Raw genomic sequence first — 19965 nt, 5'->3', positions numbered from 1 at the left:
ACTTCCAATTAAACGCCCATGCGTAACTCGATAATGGAAAAGAAGCCACCATCAGGGTCGTTAATCACCGCGAAGCGCCCCACATTGGCAATATCCGTTGGCGGCACACACACTTTGCCACCGAGTTCCTCAACCTGCGCCGCCTTGTCGTCACAGCTTTCTACGGTGAAATACAACATCCAGTGAGCAGGCATATCGCCCCACTCCTCCGTCATCGCCATCATGCCACCAACATCCTGTGCGCCCACTTGCCATTCGGTATATTCTATCCCTTCCATATTACTGGCTCTTGTGCCCCAACCCAGCACATGGGGATAAAACTGCTTGGCTTGTTCGGTATCGCGACACGCTAACTCGACCCAACATAAAGTATGGTTTTCTGCAGCCCGTTTAGCGCCAATGTGATTCTTGGCCTGCCAAAGAGCAAACCTTGCCCCTTCGGGATCTTTTATCACCGCCATACGCCCAGCTTCGCCCACATCGTGGGGACCGACAATCACAGTGCCACCTGAGCCGGTAACATCAACTAAAGAGGAGTCTAAATTCTCCACCGCAAAGTAAATGGTCCACTGCGTCGTTTCGCCATTTTCAACCATCTCCTCAGGAAGTTGATACATGGCACCAATATCATCATCTTCAATGGTCAACATGCTATAGGTCCCCTCGGGAATTGGCAGAACGACAATCTCCCAGCCAAATAGCTGGCTATAAAAGCGCTTACTACTGTCGATTTTTAGTGAGGCAAGCTCCGCCCAACAGGGCTGACCTTGAAAATATTGGTCCACTTTCATGACGTTTATCCTTAATTGCAGCAATCCATAAAGTTAAGACTGATATCGTTTCAGTGTCCAACTAAAGTAAAACTTCAACCTATTCACCAGTTGAGTACTAGAGCTGATTTACGACTCAGCAAGGAATGACTCTGCTTTATAAGTAACGAATTTAAGATAACAAATAGCCCAATTAAGGGCTATTTCGACTATCGATATTGGCGTTTGCTCTATCAAACAAGATTAAGGCTCACCTAGTTAACAGCTAAGATTAAATACTATAGAAATAGTAGATTTGCGACTTCATTCTTATCACTATCCCTCTAATTACATCTAAGAAAGCCAAGAACTCGATTGGCTTAGTGCCCGAGATCCACGCCAATCCAACTGATCCAACCGGGATATCGTAATCTGCGGATTCATTAAGCTTTAGCCTAACAAAGTGATGTTTATTATTGAGGTTTTGCCCTGTGGTTTGCCTAACATTATCGTCTAATGCCAGTAAACGACCTTGAGACTCACCTGTGGCTTCAACAATACCTTCAACCTCAGCGCTAAATACTTTGCCAGGATAGACCGCAGAGGCAAACTCAGCCTGCTGACCGACTTTTACATTACGTATCGCCTGATGGTTTACTCGCATCAAGACGTACTTTTCATTGGTGTACATCTGCATTCGCGGTGCTACACCAACGTACTGACCTTCACGCATAATAAAGTTAGTCACATAGCCATCGGTAGGCGCATAAATCTTGGTGTTATCTAGATTCCATTGTGCCTGCGCCACGTTTTCATGCTCACTATTCAAATCCGATTGGCGGCTTTCAACGGCAAGACGAGACTTTTCAATATTCAGCAAGGCGGTATGCTCGGCCATTTGCGCCTTTTCAATTTGAGTTGAGTACGTCTTCACTTGAGCTTGCGCCAAATCGACCGCGGTTTGCTGTTCATCTAACTGGCTTTTAGTAATGGTGTCGGGTACCACACGGTTTTGCTCAATATAGCGAGCGAGAGTTTTCTGCTTCCACGCCAAATCTTTGCTGGCGGCATCGAGTTGGTTATTCGTAATACTGACATCGGCTATCGACACTTCGTGCTGCTTCAGTGCAAGTTTTACATCTTCACTTGCCAGTGACAAAGCCACCTTAGCGGTTTGCTGTGCTACCAAGGCTTTGTTTAACGCAATCTGATAAGGCTCGGCATCGAGATCATAAATTAATTGCCCCGCCTCAACTTTTTGGTTGGGCTGCACATAAATATTGTCGACTTTACCGCGGATCTGAGAGTTAGCAGGTCGCAACTGAATATGCGGTGATTGCACTAAAGAGCCTCCGGATAAATCCATGGGCGTATAGTTAAGTAAACCTACCCAAACGAACATTAGCCAGCCCGTGCCACCTAAGTAAGCAAATGCTTTGCTATATACATTCCAAGGCATGCCGACTAAGCGTAAAAGGTATATCAACAAAGCCCAAACCGCTAAACCTTCAAGCATTATTCTGCTCCTCTTTCGCTGTTGATGCTGCTACTTCAGGATCTTTTTCTCGCCATACATCGCGTATGCGGCGCAGCGCTTTATCGCCATCTAAAAAGGCAACCATTACCGCTATTACCCAAACCCAGTGCCAGATAAAGCCTATCCAGGTGAGCGCCGTAATCAGTCCTATTTGTTGGTGCTGTTTTTTATGAGCTTTGTTAATGGGCATCTCGTGGATTTTCCAAAAACCGAAAGCGGCAGCAGCCACTGTCACTACCATCACGATTGCAGCCACACCATGCAGCGCAGCGTCTACGCCGGAATCAACAAATGGCATGCTAAATAAACTCATAACGACCAACCTTAAAACGATGTTTTGGCTGGGTAGTTTGCCCGACCTAAGCCGAACAACAAGACTATGTGCACTTATGTATCAAATGACGTTGATTTATGATTCAATGAGGTATTAATTAGACATCGAGAATTGCTTATGTTGCTCAATACGGCCTTTATTCGTTGCTGTTATATATTGCCAATATTCAACGGCATCAAAGCCCATTACGGCATCAAGAGCAATGCACTCGGGGTACCAGATTTACTGCTACAAGATCCGATGATGCTGATCCCTTTTACAGAAGTGTCTAAATGGTTAGAGCAGATTGAGACCTTAACTGGTGACGCTGATTTTATGCTTAATATCCGCAGTCACCTGACACTTGATAGCCTAGAAGTACCGGCAAACTGGTTTTTAAGCGCCCCCGACTTAGCGATTTCGTTCCGGCGGATCAATCATGGTGTTTGCTGTTTTCAGTCCGGCGCCAGCTATTACGCCCAGCAATCAGGTAAGATCTTAAAGTGGTGTTACAACAATCCCTTTGTCAAAGATAAGGCTCGCAGTCACGATTCTTTACGGGTGGCCCTAACTTTATTTAACGCCATAAAACATTATGTCGGTAACAGCTACCAGCCTAAAAAAGTTCGCCTTAGTGGCTCACCAGTTAACCAGCAACAAGTGGAGCAACTATTTGGTTGCCCTGTTGCTTGGAATGCGCCGCAAACAGAGATCTGGTTGAATATTGATGACTTACTGATGTCGACCGATGATTACATTTACACTCCAGAACCGTTAACCGCCGCCATCCCACTGTCACAGCTAGAAAAGTACCTCAATATGCCACAGCCGACTGATACACCTAAAGTGCTGTATGAAATGGTCAATTACTCGCGCTATTACGGTTTACCTAACGTTGATACGGTCGCATCCTTGTTTGATATCTCACGCCAGCAACTGCAAAGGCGACTGCAAAAGCTAGGTTTTACCTTCACTTATTTAGCAGGCTATATCCTGTGTAATCAGGCGATAAAATATATGTTGGAAGGCAAGGACATCGCAGAAATATCGCAGCTATTAGGCTATAGCAATAGCCATAGTTTTAGTCGCTCATTTACCCGCTTTCGCAGACAAACACCGACTCAGTATTTAGCTAAGCTAAACTTAAAAAGCAAAAAGCCTCTTTAAAAAGAGGCTTTTAATTGGCTTAACACTAACAGTTAACCGTATAGCGGCAACAGATCTGCCATTGCCAACAAATGGCATGCTGCAGTAACGATACCAAATAGGATCACAATAGCGATCACCGCGTTACCGCCAGGTACTTTGTAGCTAGTGCTATCTGGATACATCACTCTGACTTTATAAGCCATCATCGCCGGTACAATTGCCGCCCAGATAGTTGCAGCTAACGCCGCAAAGCCAATAGCGATAAGGAAACCATTGGGAAATAGTAAGCCTAGTACTGTTGGCGGTAGAAAGGTCACAGCGGCTGTCTTAAAGCGGCCTGAACGCGACTCATCAAAACCAAATAGGTCAGCCAAGTAGTCAAACAGACCTAAGGTTACCCCAAGGAAAGACGAGGCCACAGCTAGGTTAGCAAACAGGGTCAGCATGGTCGTTAACCAATCACTGGTTATCACACCAGACAGGGCATTGACCAACACGCCCATATTACCACCCTGCTCAATAATGCCGATAAAGCCTGTACGAGAGATATTCCCCATAGTGGCGACCAGCCAGCAGGTATAAATAACTAATGCGATACCGGTACCAATTACAATCGCCTTGATAATAGTGCGATGGTCTTTACCATAGTATTTTACTAGGCTTGGCACATTGCCGTGGTAGCCAAAGCTCACAAGACCAAAAGGCAGTGCGGCTAGCATATAAGGCAAATACTTGTTTTCTCCATCAGGGCTAAACAGCTTTACCGACTCAACGTCGAGCAGCAGGTTACCCACAGCCAGGAAGAAAGTAATAATCATACCGCCAAGCATGATAGTGGTAATTCTATCGACCGCTTTAGTACTAATAATAACTATGGTTGCTAGCACACCAGCAAATACCAAGCCAGCAACGCTCTGGGGAAGATTAACCCCAAGCCCTTCAAGGCTATGATTAACGACTGAACCACCGCCGCTGATATAGGCATAGGTCAAAATATACAGTACAAACGCAATCGATAGACCGTTGACGATACGCCAAAACTGACCCAAGGTGGCTTTAGTCAGTGTATCGAAGCTCGCGCCTGGCTCGAAGTGTAAGTTGGTCTCAAGCAGCATAAGCCCCGACACCAACATACAAAACCACACACCCACCATCATCATTAGCGAGTAGCCAAACCACATGCCAGCACCGACAACAGGTAATGAAAACATACCGGCGCCAACTGCTGTGCCCGCAATGATCATCGCGCCGCCTAACAGCGACTTACTTGCAACCTTATTCTTGGCTGCATTCATGTGATTAGCCATTAAACTTTTTGCTCCGCATGCACACTATCAACGATAGTTTGTCTTACTGACGAGCGTAGCAACAAGTTAGCTCTCTCTTTAATTCGTTTGATATCCGCACACCCTTCGTTGTCAGCTAGGTGACCTAGCTCTTTTAATTTGACACTCAGCGTAGCGTATAGCTTCTTGTCATAAAACTCTGGAGCGGTAATACCGTGAAGTGCACCTAACCTTTGTGCTAAGCGGTGACTGTCTCTTTCAAGATCAGAACGCTCAATATTGGGTTTAACCTCAAGCAGGTTAAACAAAATCGCATAGCGCTGCATAGTTTCACTAATCGTACCCGATAGCAGCAGTAGTTGATTGATATTGCTATCGACCACTTCAAAGTGTTCAGCTTCAACCACTAAACCTTGAGCAACAAAGATGTCTAAGATCTGGTTTGCATACAGACTAGGATCTTCAATTCCCATAAACAGCTCTGCTTCAAGCAATGGGTAGAAGTCATTCACAATGCTCACCACATCGTTACGGCTACAGTGTTCTTTACGCAATAAACAAGCAGCGATTAACGATGGTAGCACCATTAAATGAATAATGTTATTACGATAGTAAGTCATGGTGATTGCGATGCTTTGATCGATAGAAATAATATCGCCAAGCGGATCGCTTTCAATCTGCAGCTTCTTAAGCTCTAAGCCTTGAGACACCAAATCATGCCCCGTGCCTTCAGGCACAGAAGTGTATTCAGTATATGGCTGCTCTTTAAGAATAGTTAGATACAAGTCTAACTGCTTTTCTAGCTGTGAACGCTCTAAAGCATTTTGCTCAGATGCCAACAACACCATACTGGTTAAGGTTACCGAACTCACCGCTGCCGCATCATTGATGTTAGTCATTACACGGTTAGCAAGGGTGTTTACCACAGGTGTTAACCAAGAGGGCTTTTGTTCTGGATCATTAGCAAGATCTTCACGCCAAGTCGGCGCTTGTTCATTTAGGAAACTGTGCAAAGTAATTGGCTTACCAAAATTCACATACCCTTGACCAAAGTTGCCAAGCTTACGAATTGCGCCAAATACCTGCCATACCGACTCTTTCTTTTTCTTCTTACCACTTAGCTCTTTGTGGTACGTCGCCACTTCCATTACATGGTCATAGCCCAAGTACACAGGCACTAAAGTTACTGGACGCTCAACACCGCGCAGTACGCTGTTCAATGTCATTGCCAACATACCGGTTTTTGGCGCTAATAAACGCCCTGTGCGCGAACGGCCACCTTCGGTGAAGTACTCCACAGAGTAACCTTTGGTAAATAGCTGATCTAAATACTCACGGAATACTGCGGTATATAGCTTATTGCCACCAAAACTACGGCGAATAAAGAAAGCACCGCCACGGCGGAACGCTGGGCCTGCAGGCCAGAAGTTAAGGTTAATACCCGCAGCAATATGCGGCGGTACCATACCTTGATAATAAAGAATGTACGACAGTAACAAGTAATCCATATGGCTACGGTGACAAGGTACATACACAATTTCATGGCCGTCATGGTGTAGCTGACGCACTTGCTCAGCACCTTTAATATTGATGCCTTTATATAGCTTATTCCACAGCCAAGTCAGGAAACGCTCGGCGATACGCACTAAGCTATCTGAATAATCTGCAGCAACTTCATCGAGATATTCCATGGCTTTGGCGCGCGCTTCTGCCTCGGAAATCTTTTTGCTCGCCGCTTCTTCTTTAATCGCTTTAGTAATGGATTCAGACTTTAGCAACGAATGGAACAGTGCCTGACGTTTTGGCAGCTGTGGCCCCGTCATCACTTTACGTTGACGCTGGAAATGCACCCGTGCAACACGCGCAAGCTTCTGCGCGATGCGCTTGTCAGTGCCGTGCTCATCCGCCATATAACGCAGTGAAACCGCATTGGAAAACTGCACAAAGTTATGACGACCTAAGAACAGGATCATCAAACACTTACGTAACCAAGTAGGGTTCTGGCGCTCAAGCACAGCCGCACGCATGGTGTCGTCTTCTTTACCTGGAGTACGACCCCAATAAAGGCTCACTGGCACCAATTGAATATCTAATTCGCGATTCTGTTTATGCACGCTAAGCAAACGCTTAAAGCAGTCGATATACGGCTCGCCGCCTTCACGCTGACCAAAAAGCGGCTTGCTGCCTTCGAGACAAACAACTCTAGGCGCTTTTACGCCATTAACCTCAAGATCTTCATACGGGCTTGGTAAACCGAGTTTGGCGGTAATTTCGCTCAATGCCGCAATATCACTAACGGATGCCGTTTTCATGACATAGGCAAGCGGCTTGCTCGGATCAAGATTGAGATCATCAAATGGATCGTGAGGCACAACTACTGTGTGCACCAATTTGCGCTGTAACCAGCGTAAAGATTTAAACCAAAGAGAGTCTTGTTTGGACATGTTTATATGCAATGTTAGTCGCTTCTAATAAGGCGCTAGAATACCAGATATTTAAACGGTTTGCGCGTTAGTATTGTTAGCCTACACAATCTTGCTTGTATATTTATAGAACAAAGGCTTACGATTAAAAATAATAAAAACCGTCAATGCCAGGAGAATTAAATTGCGTTCATACTGGTTTCATCTTGTTATGGGGCGGAGCCATCAGCAAAGTCAATTGACTGTCTATGTGGGATCCTGTTTCAAATGAAACTCTCCCCAACATAAAATCAATAAGTTAACAGGCAAAAACCAGCTAGGTATTTCAGCTTGATCCGGGATAATGTGAAATTCTCCCCCATAAATCCAGCCAAAATGAAACTCACCTTATCAACCCAAACTCCCCGCTTTTCCCCAATTAAACCTCGTTAAATCTCAGTTAAGTCAGTAATCATCCGGCTTCTGAGTGAATATCTGATGAGCAATCAGGTTGTGAGTTTAATATCGCTGGATTTATTTCATTTGAAACTGGATCCCACAGAAAAAAGTTATATCTGGTTATTACTTGCACTCATAAAATTACTGTATATACTGACAGGTACTGTATAGAAAGACAGGGTTAATAATGAGACCACTTACACCGCGCCAAGCAGAAATTTTAGAGCTAATTAAACGTAATATTGCTGACACAGGCATGCCACCTACCCGTGCCGAGATCGCTCGTCGTTTAGGTTTTAAATCTGCCAATGCTGCCGAAGAGCATTTAAAAGCTTTAGCTAAGAAAGGCTGCATTGAAATTATGCCGGGTACTTCTCGCGGTATAAAATTAACCCAAGAAAGCACCGAAGAAGAGGATTTAGGTTTACCGCTTATCGGCCAAGTGGCTGCAGGTGAACCCATTCTTGCTCAAGAACATGTTGAACAACATTACCAAGTTGATCCAGCAATGTTCCGTCCAGCGGCAGACTTTTTACTGCGAGTTCGCGGTGACAGTATGAAGAATATCGGTATTCTCGAAGGCGATCTGTTAGCTGTACATAAGATAGAACAGGCTCGGAATGGTCAGGTTGTAGTAGCTCGAGTCGAAGACGACGTTACCGTTAAGCGTTTTGAGAAAAAGGGTAATAAAGTTTTCTTACACGCTGAAAACGAAGACTACTCACCAATTGAAGTGGATCTAGCCAACCAAAGCTTAAGCATTGAAGGTTTAGCTGTTGGTGTGATCCGCAATGGAGACTGGCAATGAACAAACTAATGGGAACAAGCCCGCGCCACCCAGGTCTTTGGCAAGATATGCCATCGACCACATTGGCAAACAATCCGATCAAAGATATCACCACTATGGTTACCCAAACCCAAGGCCGTGATGAACTGAAACAGATTAGTGCGCAGCTTTCACAGCTAAGCCAACAGGGTCGCTGGATTGTACTCATTAGCCCGCCAAACATAGGTTATAAACAGATGTTAGCAGCAGCGGGTGTCCGCATGGACAGAATTTTATTAGTCCACGCGAAAGATGAAGTTGAAACCTTATGGGCAATGGAAAAAGCATTAACCAGCGGTACTTCGAGCGCTGTAATCACTTGGACTAACTCGTTAGATGCACGCGATAGCCGTCGTCTACAATTAGTAGCTAAAAGTGCACGTGCAGCGGGGATCTTGATTGAAAATGGCGTCGCAACCTCATGCAATCATCACCATGAAACTATCACTGAATGCAGCGCTAATGCTCAAGATAATACTTTTGTTCAAGCCTCTCTGTTTGGTGGTCTACACTAGGCACAGGTATCACCCTCAATTTCTAATTCATTATTTCCAATAAAGAAATACAGCTTACTAAACGCTCTCGCATGAGAGCTTTTTTATTTTCCTCATTCTGCAAATCATTTGAAAAGTGATCTTGATCAATATTTAAACACCAAGTAGTGTTAGAAGTGATAACAACGATAATTTGTTATATCCGAGCGATTTAGTCGTCGGTCTTTAATTTGCAGCTAAGTAAGTAAACCCGCAAATTGAGACTGAAATCGGCCTGATATATTTCAGCCGTAAGTGCCAACGTGGTGATACAAAACTGTCAGTAACAAATACTGAATATACAATAGTCGCTGCCGTAATTGAGTTAGTTCGGCAAGTTTGACAAAACCACTCGCGCACTTTGAAGTCATCGTTGCTTTTTTGGGAACTGAAGAGTTTACATAGAGCAGAGACTTACTGTGTGACTCTTCTTTGTCTTGTTGACAGAGGAGAAGTCTAGTGAAGCAATTGTTGTATAGTGTGCTGGCGCTACTATTTACGCCCGCGCTTGTTGCATCAGAAATGCCACTTAATATGACGAAAGGTGTGACGGATATCAGTGGTCAGGTCTACAGCCTCCACATGATCATTCTCTACATCTGTTGTGCTATTGGCATAGTGGTGTTCGGCGTAATGATTTATGCAATGATCAACCATCGCAAATCTAAAGGCGCTGTCGCCGCCAATTTTCACGAAAGTACTAAAGTCGAAATATTATGGACGATTGTACCTTTTATCATTCTTATCGGAATGGCTATTCCTGCAACCAAAACCTTGATTGCAATGGAAGACCCCAGTAACGCCGATCTAACAATCAAAGTAACAGGCTCACAGTGGAAGTGGCATTACAGCTACTTTGATAAAGACATTTCATTTTTCAGTTTACTGTCGACTCCGCGAGAGCAAATTGAAGGTAAAGAAACTAAAGGCGAAAACTACCTACTGGAAGTTGATAAGCCATTAGTGCTGCCAATTAACCGTAAAGTGCGCTTTTTAATGACTTCTGAAGACGTTATTCACTCTTGGTGGGTACCCGCTTTTGCCGTTAAAAAAGATGCTAATCCCGGGTTTATTAATGAAGCATGGACCAAAATTGATAAACCTGGGATCTACCGTGGTCAATGTGCCGAGCTATGCGGTAAAGACCACGGTTTTATGCCCATTGTGGTTGAAGCCTTATCAGAAGAAGACTTTGACGCTTGGCTAATCGCCCAGCAGCAAGAGGCCAGTAACGCTGAAGCTGCAGCCCAAGCCGCCTTGTCGCAAACACTGACAATGGAAGAACTAATGAGCCAAGGTGAGCAAGTGTATATGGCGCGCTGCGCCGCCTGTCACCAACCCAATGGCGCAGGGCTACCCGGTGTTTTCCCATCACTTATTGGTAGTCCAATGATCAAAGGCGCTGTTGCTGGCCATATTGATATTGTGGTCAATGGTAAGCCAGGCACGGCGATGCAGGCATTTTCACAGCAACTGACAGCCACAGAAATTGCGGCAGTAGTGACTTTTGAACGCAACGCCTGGGGCAATGATTCCGGTGAGATGGTGCAAGCTGCCGATATCAACGCAAATGGTGACGCTGCAACTGATGATGCAGCCGACTCAAGTGCTAACAATGCTGGCACACCGACAACTCTCCCTGCCACCTTAGATGATACCCAATCGTTAGAGAACGAGGCTGTTGCCGCCACAGCTGCTGCAGTGGTGCTAGATGATTTAACCATGGATGAACTGATCGCCATGGGCGAGAAAGTCTACATGACCAGCTGCGTTGCTTGCCACCAAGCCACAGGCGCAGGTCTGCCACCCGCATTCCCATCACTTGTTGGTAGTCCTGTTATTAAAGGGCCTGTTACAGACCATCTTGAGATTGTGATTAATGGTAAACCGGGCACAGCTATGCAGGCGTTTGCGCAGCAGTTAACGCCACAAGAGATCGCTGCCGTCATTACCTATGAGCGTAATGCTTGGGGTAATAACTCAGGTGATGCCGTACAGGCAACTGATGTCGATGGTCACGCTAAGTAGGGGATGTAAATGAGCACAATTACACAAGATTCACCAGCCGCTCACGACGATCACCATGATGACCACCATCATGGGGCGCCGAAAGGCATTATGCGCTGGATATTAACCACTAACCATAAAGATATCGGTACGCTTTATTTATGGTTTAGTTTCATCATGTTCCTCACCGGCGGCGCCATGGCAATGGTGATCCGAGCAGAACTGTTTCAACCCGGCTTACAATTAGTCGAGCCTAACTTCTTTAACCAAATGACCACAGTCCATGGTTTGATCATGGTATTTGGCGCCGTCATGCCTGCCTTTACGGGCTTGGCTAACTGGTTAATTCCTATGATGATTGGTGCGCCAGATATGGCGCTACCGCGGATGAATAACTGGAGCTTTTGGATCTTGCCATTCGCATTTTCTATCTTGCTAAGTTCACTATTTATGGAGGGAGGTGGACCTAACTTTGGCTGGACCTTCTACGCACCGTTATCGACCACCTATAGCCCTGACAGTACAGCATTGTTTGTATTTGCGGTGCATATTATGGGCATAAGCTCAATTATGGGTGCGATTAACGTGGTCGTGACCATCGTTAATATGCGCGCGCCGGGCATGACCTGGATGAAGCTGCCGTTATTCGTATGGACTTGGCTAATCACTGCATTCTTATTGATTGCTGTAATGCCAGTACTTGCGGGCGTGGTCACTATGGTGCTGACCGATAAATACTTTGGTACCAGCTTTTTTGATGCCGCCGGTGGTGGCGACCCTGTCATGTTCCAGCATATTTTCTGGTTCTTTGGTCACCCAGAAGTGTATATCATGATTTTGCCGTCATTCGGTATCATCTCAGCAATTGTACCCGCCTTTAGCCGCAAACGCTTATTTGGTTATTCGTCGATGGTTTACGCCACCGCCAGTATCGCTATTTTGTCGTTCTTGGTTTGGGCGCACCACATGTTTACCACAGGTATGCCGGTATTTGCAGAGCTGTTCTTTATGTATTGCACCATGTTGATTGCGGTGCCGACGGGCGTAAAGGTATTTAACTGGGTAGCCACCATGTGGCGAGGCTCAATCACCTTTGAGACCCCGATGTTATTTGCGGTCGCCTTTATCATCTTGTTCACCATTGGTGGCTTCTCCGGGCTCATGTTGGCAATCACTCCTGCAGATTTCCAATACCACGATACTTACTTTGTGGTGGCGCATTTCCACTATGTTCTGGTAACCGGGGCGATATTCTCCATCATGGCTGCAGCCTATTATTGGTTGCCCAAGTGGACGGGTAACATGTACAGCGAAAGCTTAGGCCGCTGGCACTTTTGGTGTTCAGTGATCTCAGTAAACGTATTGTTCTTCCCCATGCATTTTCTCGGGCTTGCCGGTATGCCACGACGGATCCCAGACTATGCGATTCAGTTTGCCGACGTTAACCAAATTGTGTCGATTGGTGGGTTTGCCTTTGGTCTGTCACAGCTGATTTTCTTAGCCGTAGTGATTAAATGTATTCGCGGTGGTGAGAAAGCGCCAGCTAAACCGTGGGAAGGAGCCGAAGGTCTAGAATGGACTATTCCTAGCCCTGCACCCTATCACTCATTTACGACACCACCAGAGGTGAAGTAAACATGGAAAACACTAAGCGCAAATCTAATAAGAAACTGATCATAGTGCTGATTTTTAGCTCTCTGGGTATGTTTGGCTTTGGATTTGCGCTGGTCCCTTTATACGACGTACTGTGCGACGCTCTAGGTATTAACGGCAAAACCCAAAGTACTGCCAGCGTTTATCAGCCCGTCGTCATAGATAAAAATAGAACCATTACCGTAGAGTTTGTGTCTCAGGTGCAAAGTGATATGCCTTGGACCTTCGAACCAGAAGTTAACACTATGCAAGTTCACCCCGGTGAGCTTATTCGGACCCATTTTGTTGCAACAAATTTGTCTGCAAAGCATATTGTTGGCCAAGCGATCCCGTCGGTGTCACCCGGACAAGGCGCCGCCTACTTCAATAAAACGGAATGTTTCTGTTTCAATCAGCAGGTATTAACGGCCCAAGCCGAAGCTGATCTCCCACTGATATTTTTTGTGGATCCCGAATTACCAGATTCAATATCAACCTTGACCCTCTCTTATACCCTCTACAACATCACCGACAAAGGCTATGTCGCCAGCACTGCTGTAGAGCAAGGAGCCGCAAGATGACTATAGAAAAACATGAAAACTATTATGTTCCCGCCCAAAGTGCTTGGCCGATTATCGGGGCTATCGGCCTATTTCTAATCGCGTTTGGCGCTGGCAGCTATGTATCAGAATTAAAGACCGACAGTACCAGCGGCGGTTATATCCTGCTGGCTGGAATCACCGTGATCATCTTTATGATCTTTGGCTGGTTTAGAACAGTCATTGCCGAATCGATGGCTGGACTCTATTCAAAGCAGATGGATCGCTCATTTAGACAAGGTATGAGCTGGTTTATTTTCTCAGAAGTGATGTTCTTCGCAGCCTTTTTCGGCGCACTGTTTTATGCGCGCATGATTGCAGTGCCTTGGCTTGGTGGCGCATCAAATAATGCCATGACCAATGAAGTGTTATGGCCAACTTTCGAAGCGGTTTGGCCGCTGGTCACGACACCCGATGGCACCACCACCCAAGCTATGGGTTGGATGGGGCTGCCCCTGTATAACACCTTAATCCTGTTAACCTCATCGGTAACCTTACACTTTGCTCATGTCGGGCTTGAACAAGATAAACGTAAGGCGCTAACAGTTTGGCTAGGGCTAACCATTTTACTGGGTATTGGGTTCTTATTTTTACAGGCTGAAGAGTATATCCATGCTTACCAAGAGATGGGACTGACTCTCGATGCGGGCGTTTACGGCAATACGTTCTTCCTGTTAACCGGCTTTCACGGCATGCACGTTACCTTAGGAACTATATTCTTGATTGTGCTGTTCTTTAGAGTACTCAAGGGGCATTTCACCCCAGATAAGCAGTTTGCCTTTCAAGCTGGTGCTTGGTACTGGCACTTTGTTGATGTGGTTTGGTTATGTCTATTTATCTTTGTTTACGTGTTGTAAACGATAAAACCTAATCATTAATAGGGTCTGGCGTTAGGGCTGATGACGCCGGTCCCTAATGCCACCAGCAGCAAGACAACAACTAAAACAGAGAACAGTACCCGTCGACCTAAATACTGGCTCATCGGGACTGTCTGCTCTCCTTTCACCATAATAAATAGGGCGCGACCTAGATTAAACAGTATGAATAGCAGTAGTAATACTAAGACGACTTTAAAGATAAACAAAACAGACATGAGCTCTCCTAGAATTAAGGTGAATCTTGCGTGGTTATTTATTGTGCTTATTACTGTGCTAGTGTTTTCTATTTTGGTCAAGCTAGGTTTTTGGCAGCTAGAACGCGCCGAATACAAGGCTAGTTGGCAGCAACAGCTTAGCGCGAGGCAATCTGCAGCAATTCTCAGTTATAGCGAACTACTCGCCCTACCTAAAGATGAAGCCCTCACTGGATTTAAACTCAAAACCCTTGTTACACCAGTATCAAGTGAACTGTTTTTACTGGATAACCAAGTTTATCAAGGTCGGGTCGGTTACCTTGCATTGCAAGCGCTACAAGTGAGTGAGTTGCAACCTTGGTTGTTAGTCGAGCTGGGCTTTATCCCTGCAGGACTCAGCCGCTCACAATTGCCCGAAGTCATCACCATTAATCAACCTATCGAATTAACTGGCCGGGTTTACCAAAAACAGCTAAACCCAATGAGCTCAGAGTTAATGGCGGAATCCGGTTGGCCAAAACGTATTCAAAACCTCAACATTGGTCAACTCGCTAAACTCATAGATAAACCTTTAGCCAATGCCGTTTTACAGCCAAACAACCTCGAAAATGGCTACTCACATCCTTGGCAGCCGATCCCCTTATCGTCACAAAAACACCATGGCTATGCGGCGCAATGGTTTTCAATGGCTGCAGTGTTTGCCATTTTGATGGGATACCTATTTTTTCGTAAATTAAAACAATCAGATAAACAAGAAATTAAATAGGCTATTGCTAACGATACACAGACACTGTAGGTTAGAAATTAAGCGACCTAGCCGTTCCGGGAAGCTCGATTCTGCACAATTATTTTGATGGATTATTTCCACCATTTTGGCCAACACTGACTTATAAGTAGGTTAGTCAGTGCGCTAGAAAAGGATGGAGTAACAGAATAGAGGAGATGGAATGAACTCCCCCAAAAAGAACGGTAAGCGCACCCTCATATTGCTATTAATGGCATTTATTCTACCTGTCATGGCAGCAAAAATTGTACTCAGCTTTGATTTATACCAAGGCGGAGCAACCAATAAAGGCCAACTACTTGAAAGCGTTAGCTATCAAAGCCTAGATATGGCCAATCCCCAGCCACAAGAGTGGCAACTGCTTTATCAATTACCCAGTCACTGCGATGCAGTTTGCGAAGATAGGCTGTATATATTGCAGCAAAGCCATGTCGCCCTTGGCCGCAATCAAGACCGAGTGCACACCATTATTATGCTAAGTCCGCTCAGCGATACCACAGCACTAAGCGGTTTCGACTTTGTCACCGCCACGCCATCTACAGAACTTAGCCAATTACTCAAGCAACAACAGCTGGTGATTGTCGACCCGTTGGGCAGCTTAGTGATGAGCTACCCGATTGCCGAAGATCATCAAGCGCAGATCATGCAAGGCAAAGCACTCGTGGCCGACCTACGTAAGCTCCTCAAACTGTCGCGGATTGGATAAGGGGGACTTTGATGCAAATTAACTCACTGTTGAAAATCACCTTAGTATTTACTTTATCCGTGATCCTTTATAGATGTGCTTACACCTCTCTCAGCATCGGATCAAAATTCGCTGGGGGTAACAGGCATGCAAATTAACTCGTTAGTAAAAATCACCTTAGTATTTACTTTATGCGTAATTTTAATGGGAGCGTACACTCGGCTAGCCGATGCTGGCCTAGGTTGCCCAGACTGGCCCGGTTGTTACGGCATGCTAAAAGTGCCTACCGAAAGCCACGAATTAGCACAAGTTCAGCAAGCCTTTCCTGAGCATACGGTAGAAACTGAAAAAGCTTGGTTAGAAATGATCCACCGCTACATTGCCGGTACGCTCGGGCTTCTGGTGTTACTGATTTTAATCCTCAGCCTTAAAACCCAGGACGCGCCCAAAAAACTGCCCATGTTTATCGCAGGGCTTATTCTTTTCCAAGCGGCATTAGGCATGTGGACGGTCACGATGAAGTTAATGCCCATCATAGTGATGGCGCATCTCATTGGTGGTTTTGCGCTATTTTCACTGCTGTTGTTACTGTATTTACGCAATATGCCACTACGGATCCCCGGCGGTGACCCTACGGCACGCAAACTAGCGGGCTTTGCCGCTATCTGTATTGGCGTGTTACTGCTGCAAATAATGCTAGGCGGTTGGACGTCATCGAATTATGCCGCCCTAGCCTGTACCACTCTGCCGTTTTGTGAAGGCAACTGGGTCGATAACCTTAGCTTTGCTAAAGCCTTTTCACCTTTTCAAGGCGAGCACGCCAGCTTTGAATTTGGCGTACTCGATTACCCCGCCAGAATGACCATACATGTGGCGCACCGTATTGGCGCTATCATCACCGCAGCCATGTTGCTGTATCTCGCTTTTAAACTTATCCGCGATGCCAAATCAAACATCATGCGTAATGCGGCTTGGTTGCTGGTTGGTTTGGTTATTTTGCAGGTTGTACTTGGCGTCAGCAATGTCGTACTCAATCTACCACTTGGGATCGCTGTATCCCATAACGCTGGCGCAGCATTATTGCTGCTCAACCTAGTGTTTATCAATTACGCCTTATGGCGCAAAGCATAAGAGGGTCGATAAATGACAACAAATAGCGCCCTTTTTTCTGTTACTGAGTAAAGTGAGGTACCGAATATGGCCAAACCTATCGCAATAACAACCAGCCAGTCGACGCCAATATTTCAATGGCGGGCTTATTATGAAATGACCAAGCCTAAAGTGGTCGCGTTAATGCTATTAACCGTTTTGGTGGGGATGTGCCTTGCCGTTCCCGGCGCGGTGCCTATTACGCCCTTGATAGCCGGAATGGCGGGGATCGGTATGATGGCTGGCTCGGCAGCAGCATTTAACCACCTCATTGATCGCCGTATCGACGGCCTAATGGCACGTACCTACAACCGCCCGCTACCTAAAGGTCGAGTCTCGATAACTAAGGCACTAACCTTCTCTTTTGGCTTAGGGATCTTAGGGTTTGTAATTCTGTATGCCTTGGTCAACCCTCTCACCGCTTGTCTAACTTTTGCCAGTTTAATTGGCTATGCCGTGGTTTATACCGCTTATTTAAAGCGCGCAACACCGCAAAATATCGTAGTGGGTGGCTTAGCGGGTGCAATGCCACCGTTACTGGGCTGGACTGCGGTAACGGGCGAGTTTCACGGTAATGCATTACTGCTAGTGATCATCATCTTTGCCTGGACGCCACCGCACTTTTGGGCGCTGGCGATTCACCGCAAAACTGAATATGCCAAAGTGGATATCCCCATGTTGCCGGTTACCCACGGCGTAGAGTTTACTAAAACCTGTATTTTTCTATACACAGTGTTATTGGCGATAGCCTGCTTACTCCCGGTGCTCGTAGGCATGTGTGGCCCGGTTTATTTAGTTAGCTCAACTTTACTCAGTGCAGGCTTTATCTATAAAGCTTGGCAGCTTAAATACCATGAGACACCTGGACTGGCGATGAATGTGTTTAAGTTTTCTATCTATCACTTGATGCTGCTATTTATCGCACTGCTCGTTGACCATTATCTTTGGGTATAGCCCTAACTAGAGCGCTAACAGCAGATAACCACGGATTGGATTAGGCTAAATATCGCGTTAACTGAGGGATAAAATATGAAACTCATAGCAATTATTGCAGCTATTATTTTGGTCGCCGCTGGCGCTTATGCCAGTGTGCAGCTTAATCAACCGAAACCGATTAACTTGCAAACGAGTTTTGAATACCCAAGCCCGCAGCCTTTAGCGCCGTTCTCACTTACCGACCAACGTGGCAACAGCTTTAGCAACCTTAACCTACAAGGTAAGTGGAGCCTATTTTTTATTGGTTACACCTCTTGCCCTGACGTTTGCCCAACCACTATGGGGAAACTCACTTCGGCTTATGCTGGACTGAATCAAGTCGCCGATGTACAAGTGATCTTTCTTTCGGTGGATCCACAGCGCGATAGCACCAACAAACTGCAAAACTACATTAAGTTCTTTAACCCCGAATTTATGGCTGTGACGGGCGAGCATAAACAGCTGTTTCCCATTACTCGCAGTTTAGGTTTTGTTTATGCCATGGTGGGCGACGGAGAAGATTATCAAGTCGATCATAGCGCGTCGTTTGCGTTAGTGTCACCCCAAGGGCAAAAGGTGGCGATTATTAAGCCTAAGTCGCATTCGCCTGGGCAACTACCGCAGATAAAAAACAGCGAATTAATCCATGATGTGAATGCGCTCATCGCAAAACATTCGAGCTAACGTTTCCCAGTTAAAAGTTTTCCAATTAAAAAAAGCGCCTATTAGGCGCTTTTCTATTTCAATCTAGATTACTCTGCAATCCATTGACCGTTTGCTTTAGGACGAATCCATGGCTGCGAGAACCAGTAGTAACTACCTTTGCTTTTACTCGGTGCGGTGCAGTTATATCGTGAGCGACCCGCAGGTAGATCTAGCTCAGCTTGAATACTAAATTGGTCATCACTAATCCAGTTTGGTTTTTTAGCACCCTGCCCCTGAATAAAGCACATCAGTTGCGATGCGTTGATATCGCTCATATCCAAGGTCACTTTAATCTCTGGTCGCCACTGGCCAGAATCCAATTGCGGATTACTGTTGGTTTGCGCAATCACAGGCATATTTAAACTGTGTAGCTTCACCTTTAAACTATTAAGATCGGCATAAACACCAGCCACCGGAAAACGCGGTAAAGCGGTTAATGGTGAATGTGGACCCGCTGCGCCAGACTGCTGACCAAAGGCCACAAAGCCGTGCTTTTCAAGCATAGCTTCAATCTGCTGGTTGTACTCACCATAAGGGTAAGCCAACATCTTTAGATTCTGTCCTGTCGCCTTAGCAATTTCAGCTTCGGTGCGAAGAATATTGTCTTCAATACGCGCCAACCATTGCGCCTCAGTTTCGTTACCTTCTTTACGGATAAGGTGCTCATGATTCCAGCTGTGGTTAGCGATTTCCGCCCCTTCATTAGATAAGGTAATCAGTTGTTGCCAACTCATCATCTCACCATACTCTTTTAGAATTGGCTCTACAGAGACAAAAAGGGTGTAGGGGAATTTATATTGCTTTAAAATAGGGTGCGCCGTATTTGCAATACTGCGGTATCCATCATCAAAAGTAATCGCAATTGTTTTTGCTGGCAGTGTCTGTTTTGCCTTAATCGACTCCACAACCGTTGAAAGTGGTACAACATTAAAGTTGTTATCCGCTAGGTACTGCATTTGCTCTTTAAATTGCGCAGGCGTCACACTGGTGATCGCAGGTGTCGTATCTGACACATGATGATACTGCAGGATCACTGCCGCATGAGCCGAAAAACCTGTCAGCGCTAATAGCGCTAGCAACACGTTTTTAACCATATATATTAG

19 protein-coding genes are annotated in these 19965 nt (G+C 45.7%); 12 read left to right on the top strand and 7 right to left on the bottom strand.

All coding sequences use genetic code 11. The annotated features are described in order from the left end of the window. Positions 1 to 8 precede the first annotated feature (8 nt). The 3 genes from L2748_RS15090 to L2748_RS15080 form a co-directional block, all read right to left on the bottom strand. Positions 9 to 791, bottom strand: coding sequence for a VOC family protein (locus L2748_RS15090; protein WP_220778265.1), 783 nt, complete (start codon positions 789 to 791; stop codon positions 9 to 11). Between the two features lie 250 nt (positions 792 to 1041). Next, positions 1042 to 2265 (bottom strand): HlyD family secretion protein, encoded by a 1224-nt coding sequence (locus L2748_RS15085; RefSeq protein ID WP_220778266.1) that lies wholly within the window; start codon positions 2263 to 2265, stop codon positions 1042 to 1044. Beyond that, a complete protein-coding gene (locus L2748_RS15080; RefSeq protein WP_220778267.1) occupies positions 2258 to 2599 on the bottom strand; it encodes an MFS transporter in 342 nt (113 codons plus the stop codon). The genes L2748_RS15085 and L2748_RS15080 overlap by 8 nt, the downstream gene beginning before the upstream one ends. Before the next feature lie 138 nt (positions 2600 to 2737). On the opposite strand from L2748_RS15080, the gene L2748_RS15075 reads away from it, so the two are divergent. Further along, a complete protein-coding gene (locus L2748_RS15075) occupies positions 2738 to 3766 on the top strand; it encodes an AraC family transcriptional regulator (protein WP_220778268.1) in 1029 nt (342 codons plus the stop codon). A gap of 32 nt (positions 3767 to 3798) precedes the next feature. Here the strand turns inward: L2748_RS15075 and mtr are convergent, their stop codons facing one another. Further along, entirely contained in the window at positions 3799 to 5055 is a 1257-nt protein-coding gene (mtr, locus tag L2748_RS15070) for a tryptophan permease (protein ID WP_220778271.1), read from the bottom strand. Next, positions 5055 to 7478 carry a glycerol-3-phosphate 1-O-acyltransferase PlsB gene (gene plsB / locus L2748_RS15065; RefSeq protein WP_220778272.1) on the bottom strand — a complete coding sequence of 808 codons (2424 nt, stop codon included), beginning with the start codon at positions 7476 to 7478 and terminating at the stop codon, positions 5055 to 5057. The genes mtr and plsB overlap by 1 nt, the downstream gene beginning before the upstream one ends. Before the next feature lie 604 nt (positions 7479 to 8082). On the opposite strand from plsB, the gene lexA reads away from it, so the two are divergent. The 6 genes from lexA (at position 8083) to L2748_RS15035 (ending at position 14349) form a co-directional block, all read left to right on the top strand. Continuing rightward, entirely contained in the window at positions 8083 to 8703 is a 621-nt protein-coding gene (lexA, locus tag L2748_RS15060) for a transcriptional repressor LexA (RefSeq protein WP_220778274.1), read from the top strand. Further along, on the top strand, positions 8700 to 9236 hold the full coding sequence (locus tag L2748_RS15055) for a cell division inhibitor SulA (RefSeq protein ID WP_220778276.1): 537 nt from the start codon (positions 8700 to 8702) through the stop codon (positions 9234 to 9236). The genes lexA and L2748_RS15055 overlap by 4 nt, the downstream gene beginning before the upstream one ends. Positions 9237 to 9713: 477 nt before the next feature. Next, positions 9714 to 11282 carry a cytochrome c oxidase subunit II gene (gene coxB / locus L2748_RS15050; RefSeq protein ID WP_220778277.1) on the top strand — a complete coding sequence of 523 codons (1569 nt, stop codon included), beginning with the start codon at positions 9714 to 9716 and terminating at the stop codon, positions 11280 to 11282. Between the two features lie 9 nt (positions 11283 to 11291). Then, on the top strand, positions 11292 to 12896 hold the full coding sequence (gene ctaD / locus L2748_RS15045; protein ID WP_220765678.1) for a cytochrome c oxidase subunit I: 1605 nt from the start codon (positions 11292 to 11294) through the stop codon (positions 12894 to 12896). Positions 12897 to 12898: 2 nt separating this feature from the next. After that, positions 12899 to 13474: a cytochrome c oxidase assembly protein gene (locus L2748_RS15040; protein WP_220778279.1), complete on the top strand. Its 576-nt coding sequence runs from the start codon at positions 12899 to 12901 to the stop codon at positions 13472 to 13474. Beyond that, entirely contained in the window at positions 13471 to 14349 is an 879-nt protein-coding gene (locus L2748_RS15035; protein ID WP_220778282.1) for a cytochrome c oxidase subunit 3, read from the top strand. The genes L2748_RS15040 and L2748_RS15035 overlap by 4 nt, the downstream gene beginning before the upstream one ends. Positions 14350 to 14366: 17 nt before the next feature. Here the strand turns inward: L2748_RS15035 and L2748_RS15030 are convergent, their stop codons facing one another. Then, a complete protein-coding gene (locus L2748_RS15030; RefSeq protein WP_220778284.1) occupies positions 14367 to 14585 on the bottom strand; it encodes a DUF2909 family protein in 219 nt (72 codons plus the stop codon). Here L2748_RS15030 and L2748_RS15025 point away from each other — a divergent pair. The 5 genes from L2748_RS15025 to L2748_RS15005 all read left to right on the top strand — a co-directional run bounded on the left by L2748_RS15025 (position 14584) and on the right by L2748_RS15005 (position 18841). Beyond that, a complete protein-coding gene (locus tag L2748_RS15025) occupies positions 14584 to 15330 on the top strand; it encodes an SURF1 family protein (protein WP_220778286.1) in 747 nt (248 codons plus the stop codon). The genes L2748_RS15030 and L2748_RS15025 overlap by 2 nt on opposite strands. Before the next feature lie 181 nt (positions 15331 to 15511). Then, positions 15512 to 16054 carry a hypothetical protein gene (locus L2748_RS15020; RefSeq protein ID WP_220778288.1) on the top strand — a complete coding sequence of 181 codons (543 nt, stop codon included), beginning with the start codon at positions 15512 to 15514 and terminating at the stop codon, positions 16052 to 16054. Positions 16055 to 16180: 126 nt separating this feature from the next. Beyond that, positions 16181 to 17164 (top strand): COX15/CtaA family protein, encoded by a 984-nt coding sequence (locus L2748_RS15015; RefSeq protein ID WP_220778289.1) that lies wholly within the window; start codon positions 16181 to 16183, stop codon positions 17162 to 17164. A 66-nt stretch (positions 17165 to 17230) separates the two neighbouring features. Then, positions 17231 to 18136 carry a heme o synthase gene (gene cyoE, locus L2748_RS15010; protein WP_220778290.1) on the top strand — a complete coding sequence of 302 codons (906 nt, stop codon included), beginning with the start codon at positions 17231 to 17233 and terminating at the stop codon, positions 18134 to 18136. A 75-nt stretch (positions 18137 to 18211) separates the two neighbouring features. After that, positions 18212 to 18841 carry an SCO family protein gene (locus L2748_RS15005; protein ID WP_220778291.1) on the top strand — a complete coding sequence of 210 codons (630 nt, stop codon included), beginning with the start codon at positions 18212 to 18214 and terminating at the stop codon, positions 18839 to 18841. Between the two features lie 68 nt (positions 18842 to 18909). On the opposite strand, the gene L2748_RS15000 is transcribed toward L2748_RS15005, so the two are convergent. Further along, on the bottom strand, positions 18910 to 19956 hold the full coding sequence (locus tag L2748_RS15000; protein ID WP_220778292.1) for a polysaccharide deacetylase family protein: 1047 nt from the start codon (positions 19954 to 19956) through the stop codon (positions 18910 to 18912). Between the last annotated feature and the right edge of the window lie 9 nt (positions 19957 to 19965).

This window comes from Shewanella sairae, assembly GCF_023283535.1.
Classification (GTDB): Bacteria; Pseudomonadota; Gammaproteobacteria; order Enterobacterales; family Shewanellaceae; genus Shewanella; species Shewanella sairae.
This window is presented reverse-complemented; position numbering and strand designations above follow the sequence as displayed.

Bases quoted from the DNA above. Each gene is read 5' to 3' on its own strand.
- L2748_RS15025 (WP_220778286.1), top strand. From the start codon at position 14,584: ATGAGCTCTCCTAGAATTAAGGTGAATCTTGCGTGGTTATTTATTGTG.
- L2748_RS15015 (WP_220778289.1), top strand. From the start codon at position 16,181: ATGCAAATTAACTCGTTAGTAAAAATCACCTTAGTATTTACTTTATGC.
- L2748_RS15075 (WP_220778268.1), top strand. From the start codon at position 2,738: ATGTTGCTCAATACGGCCTTTATTCGTTGCTGTTATATATTGCCAATA.
- L2748_RS15085 (WP_220778266.1), bottom strand. From the start codon at position 2,265: ATGCTTGAAGGTTTAGCGGTTTGGGCTTTGTTGATATACCTTTTACGC.
- cyoE (WP_220778290.1), top strand. From the start codon at position 17,231: ATGGCCAAACCTATCGCAATAACAACCAGCCAGTCGACGCCAATATTT.
- L2748_RS15090 (WP_220778265.1), bottom strand. From the start codon at position 791: ATGAAAGTGGACCAATATTTTCAAGGTCAGCCCTGTTGGGCGGAGCTT.
- L2748_RS15000 (WP_220778292.1), bottom strand. From the start codon at position 19,956: ATGGTTAAAAACGTGTTGCTAGCGCTATTAGCGCTGACAGGTTTTTCG.
- L2748_RS15080 (WP_220778267.1), bottom strand. From the start codon at position 2,599: ATGAGTTTATTTAGCATGCCATTTGTTGATTCCGGCGTAGACGCTGCG.
- L2748_RS15030 (WP_220778284.1), bottom strand. From the start codon at position 14,585: ATGTCTGTTTTGTTTATCTTTAAAGTCGTCTTAGTATTACTACTGCTA.
- L2748_RS15040 (WP_220778279.1), top strand. From the start codon at position 12,899: ATGGAAAACACTAAGCGCAAATCTAATAAGAAACTGATCATAGTGCTG.
- plsB (WP_220778272.1), bottom strand. From the start codon at position 7,478: ATGTCCAAACAAGACTCTCTTTGGTTTAAATCTTTACGCTGGTTACAG.
- lexA (WP_220778274.1), top strand. From the start codon at position 8,083: ATGAGACCACTTACACCGCGCCAAGCAGAAATTTTAGAGCTAATTAAA.
- L2748_RS15020 (WP_220778288.1), top strand. From the start codon at position 15,512: ATGAACTCCCCCAAAAAGAACGGTAAGCGCACCCTCATATTGCTATTA.
- ctaD (WP_220765678.1), top strand. From the start codon at position 11,292: ATGAGCACAATTACACAAGATTCACCAGCCGCTCACGACGATCACCAT.
- L2748_RS15035 (WP_220778282.1), top strand. From the start codon at position 13,471: ATGACTATAGAAAAACATGAAAACTATTATGTTCCCGCCCAAAGTGCT.
- L2748_RS15055 (WP_220778276.1), top strand. From the start codon at position 8,700: ATGAACAAACTAATGGGAACAAGCCCGCGCCACCCAGGTCTTTGGCAA.
- mtr (WP_220778271.1), bottom strand. From the start codon at position 5,055: ATGGCTAATCACATGAATGCAGCCAAGAATAAGGTTGCAAGTAAGTCG.
- L2748_RS15005 (WP_220778291.1), top strand. From the start codon at position 18,212: ATGAAACTCATAGCAATTATTGCAGCTATTATTTTGGTCGCCGCTGGC.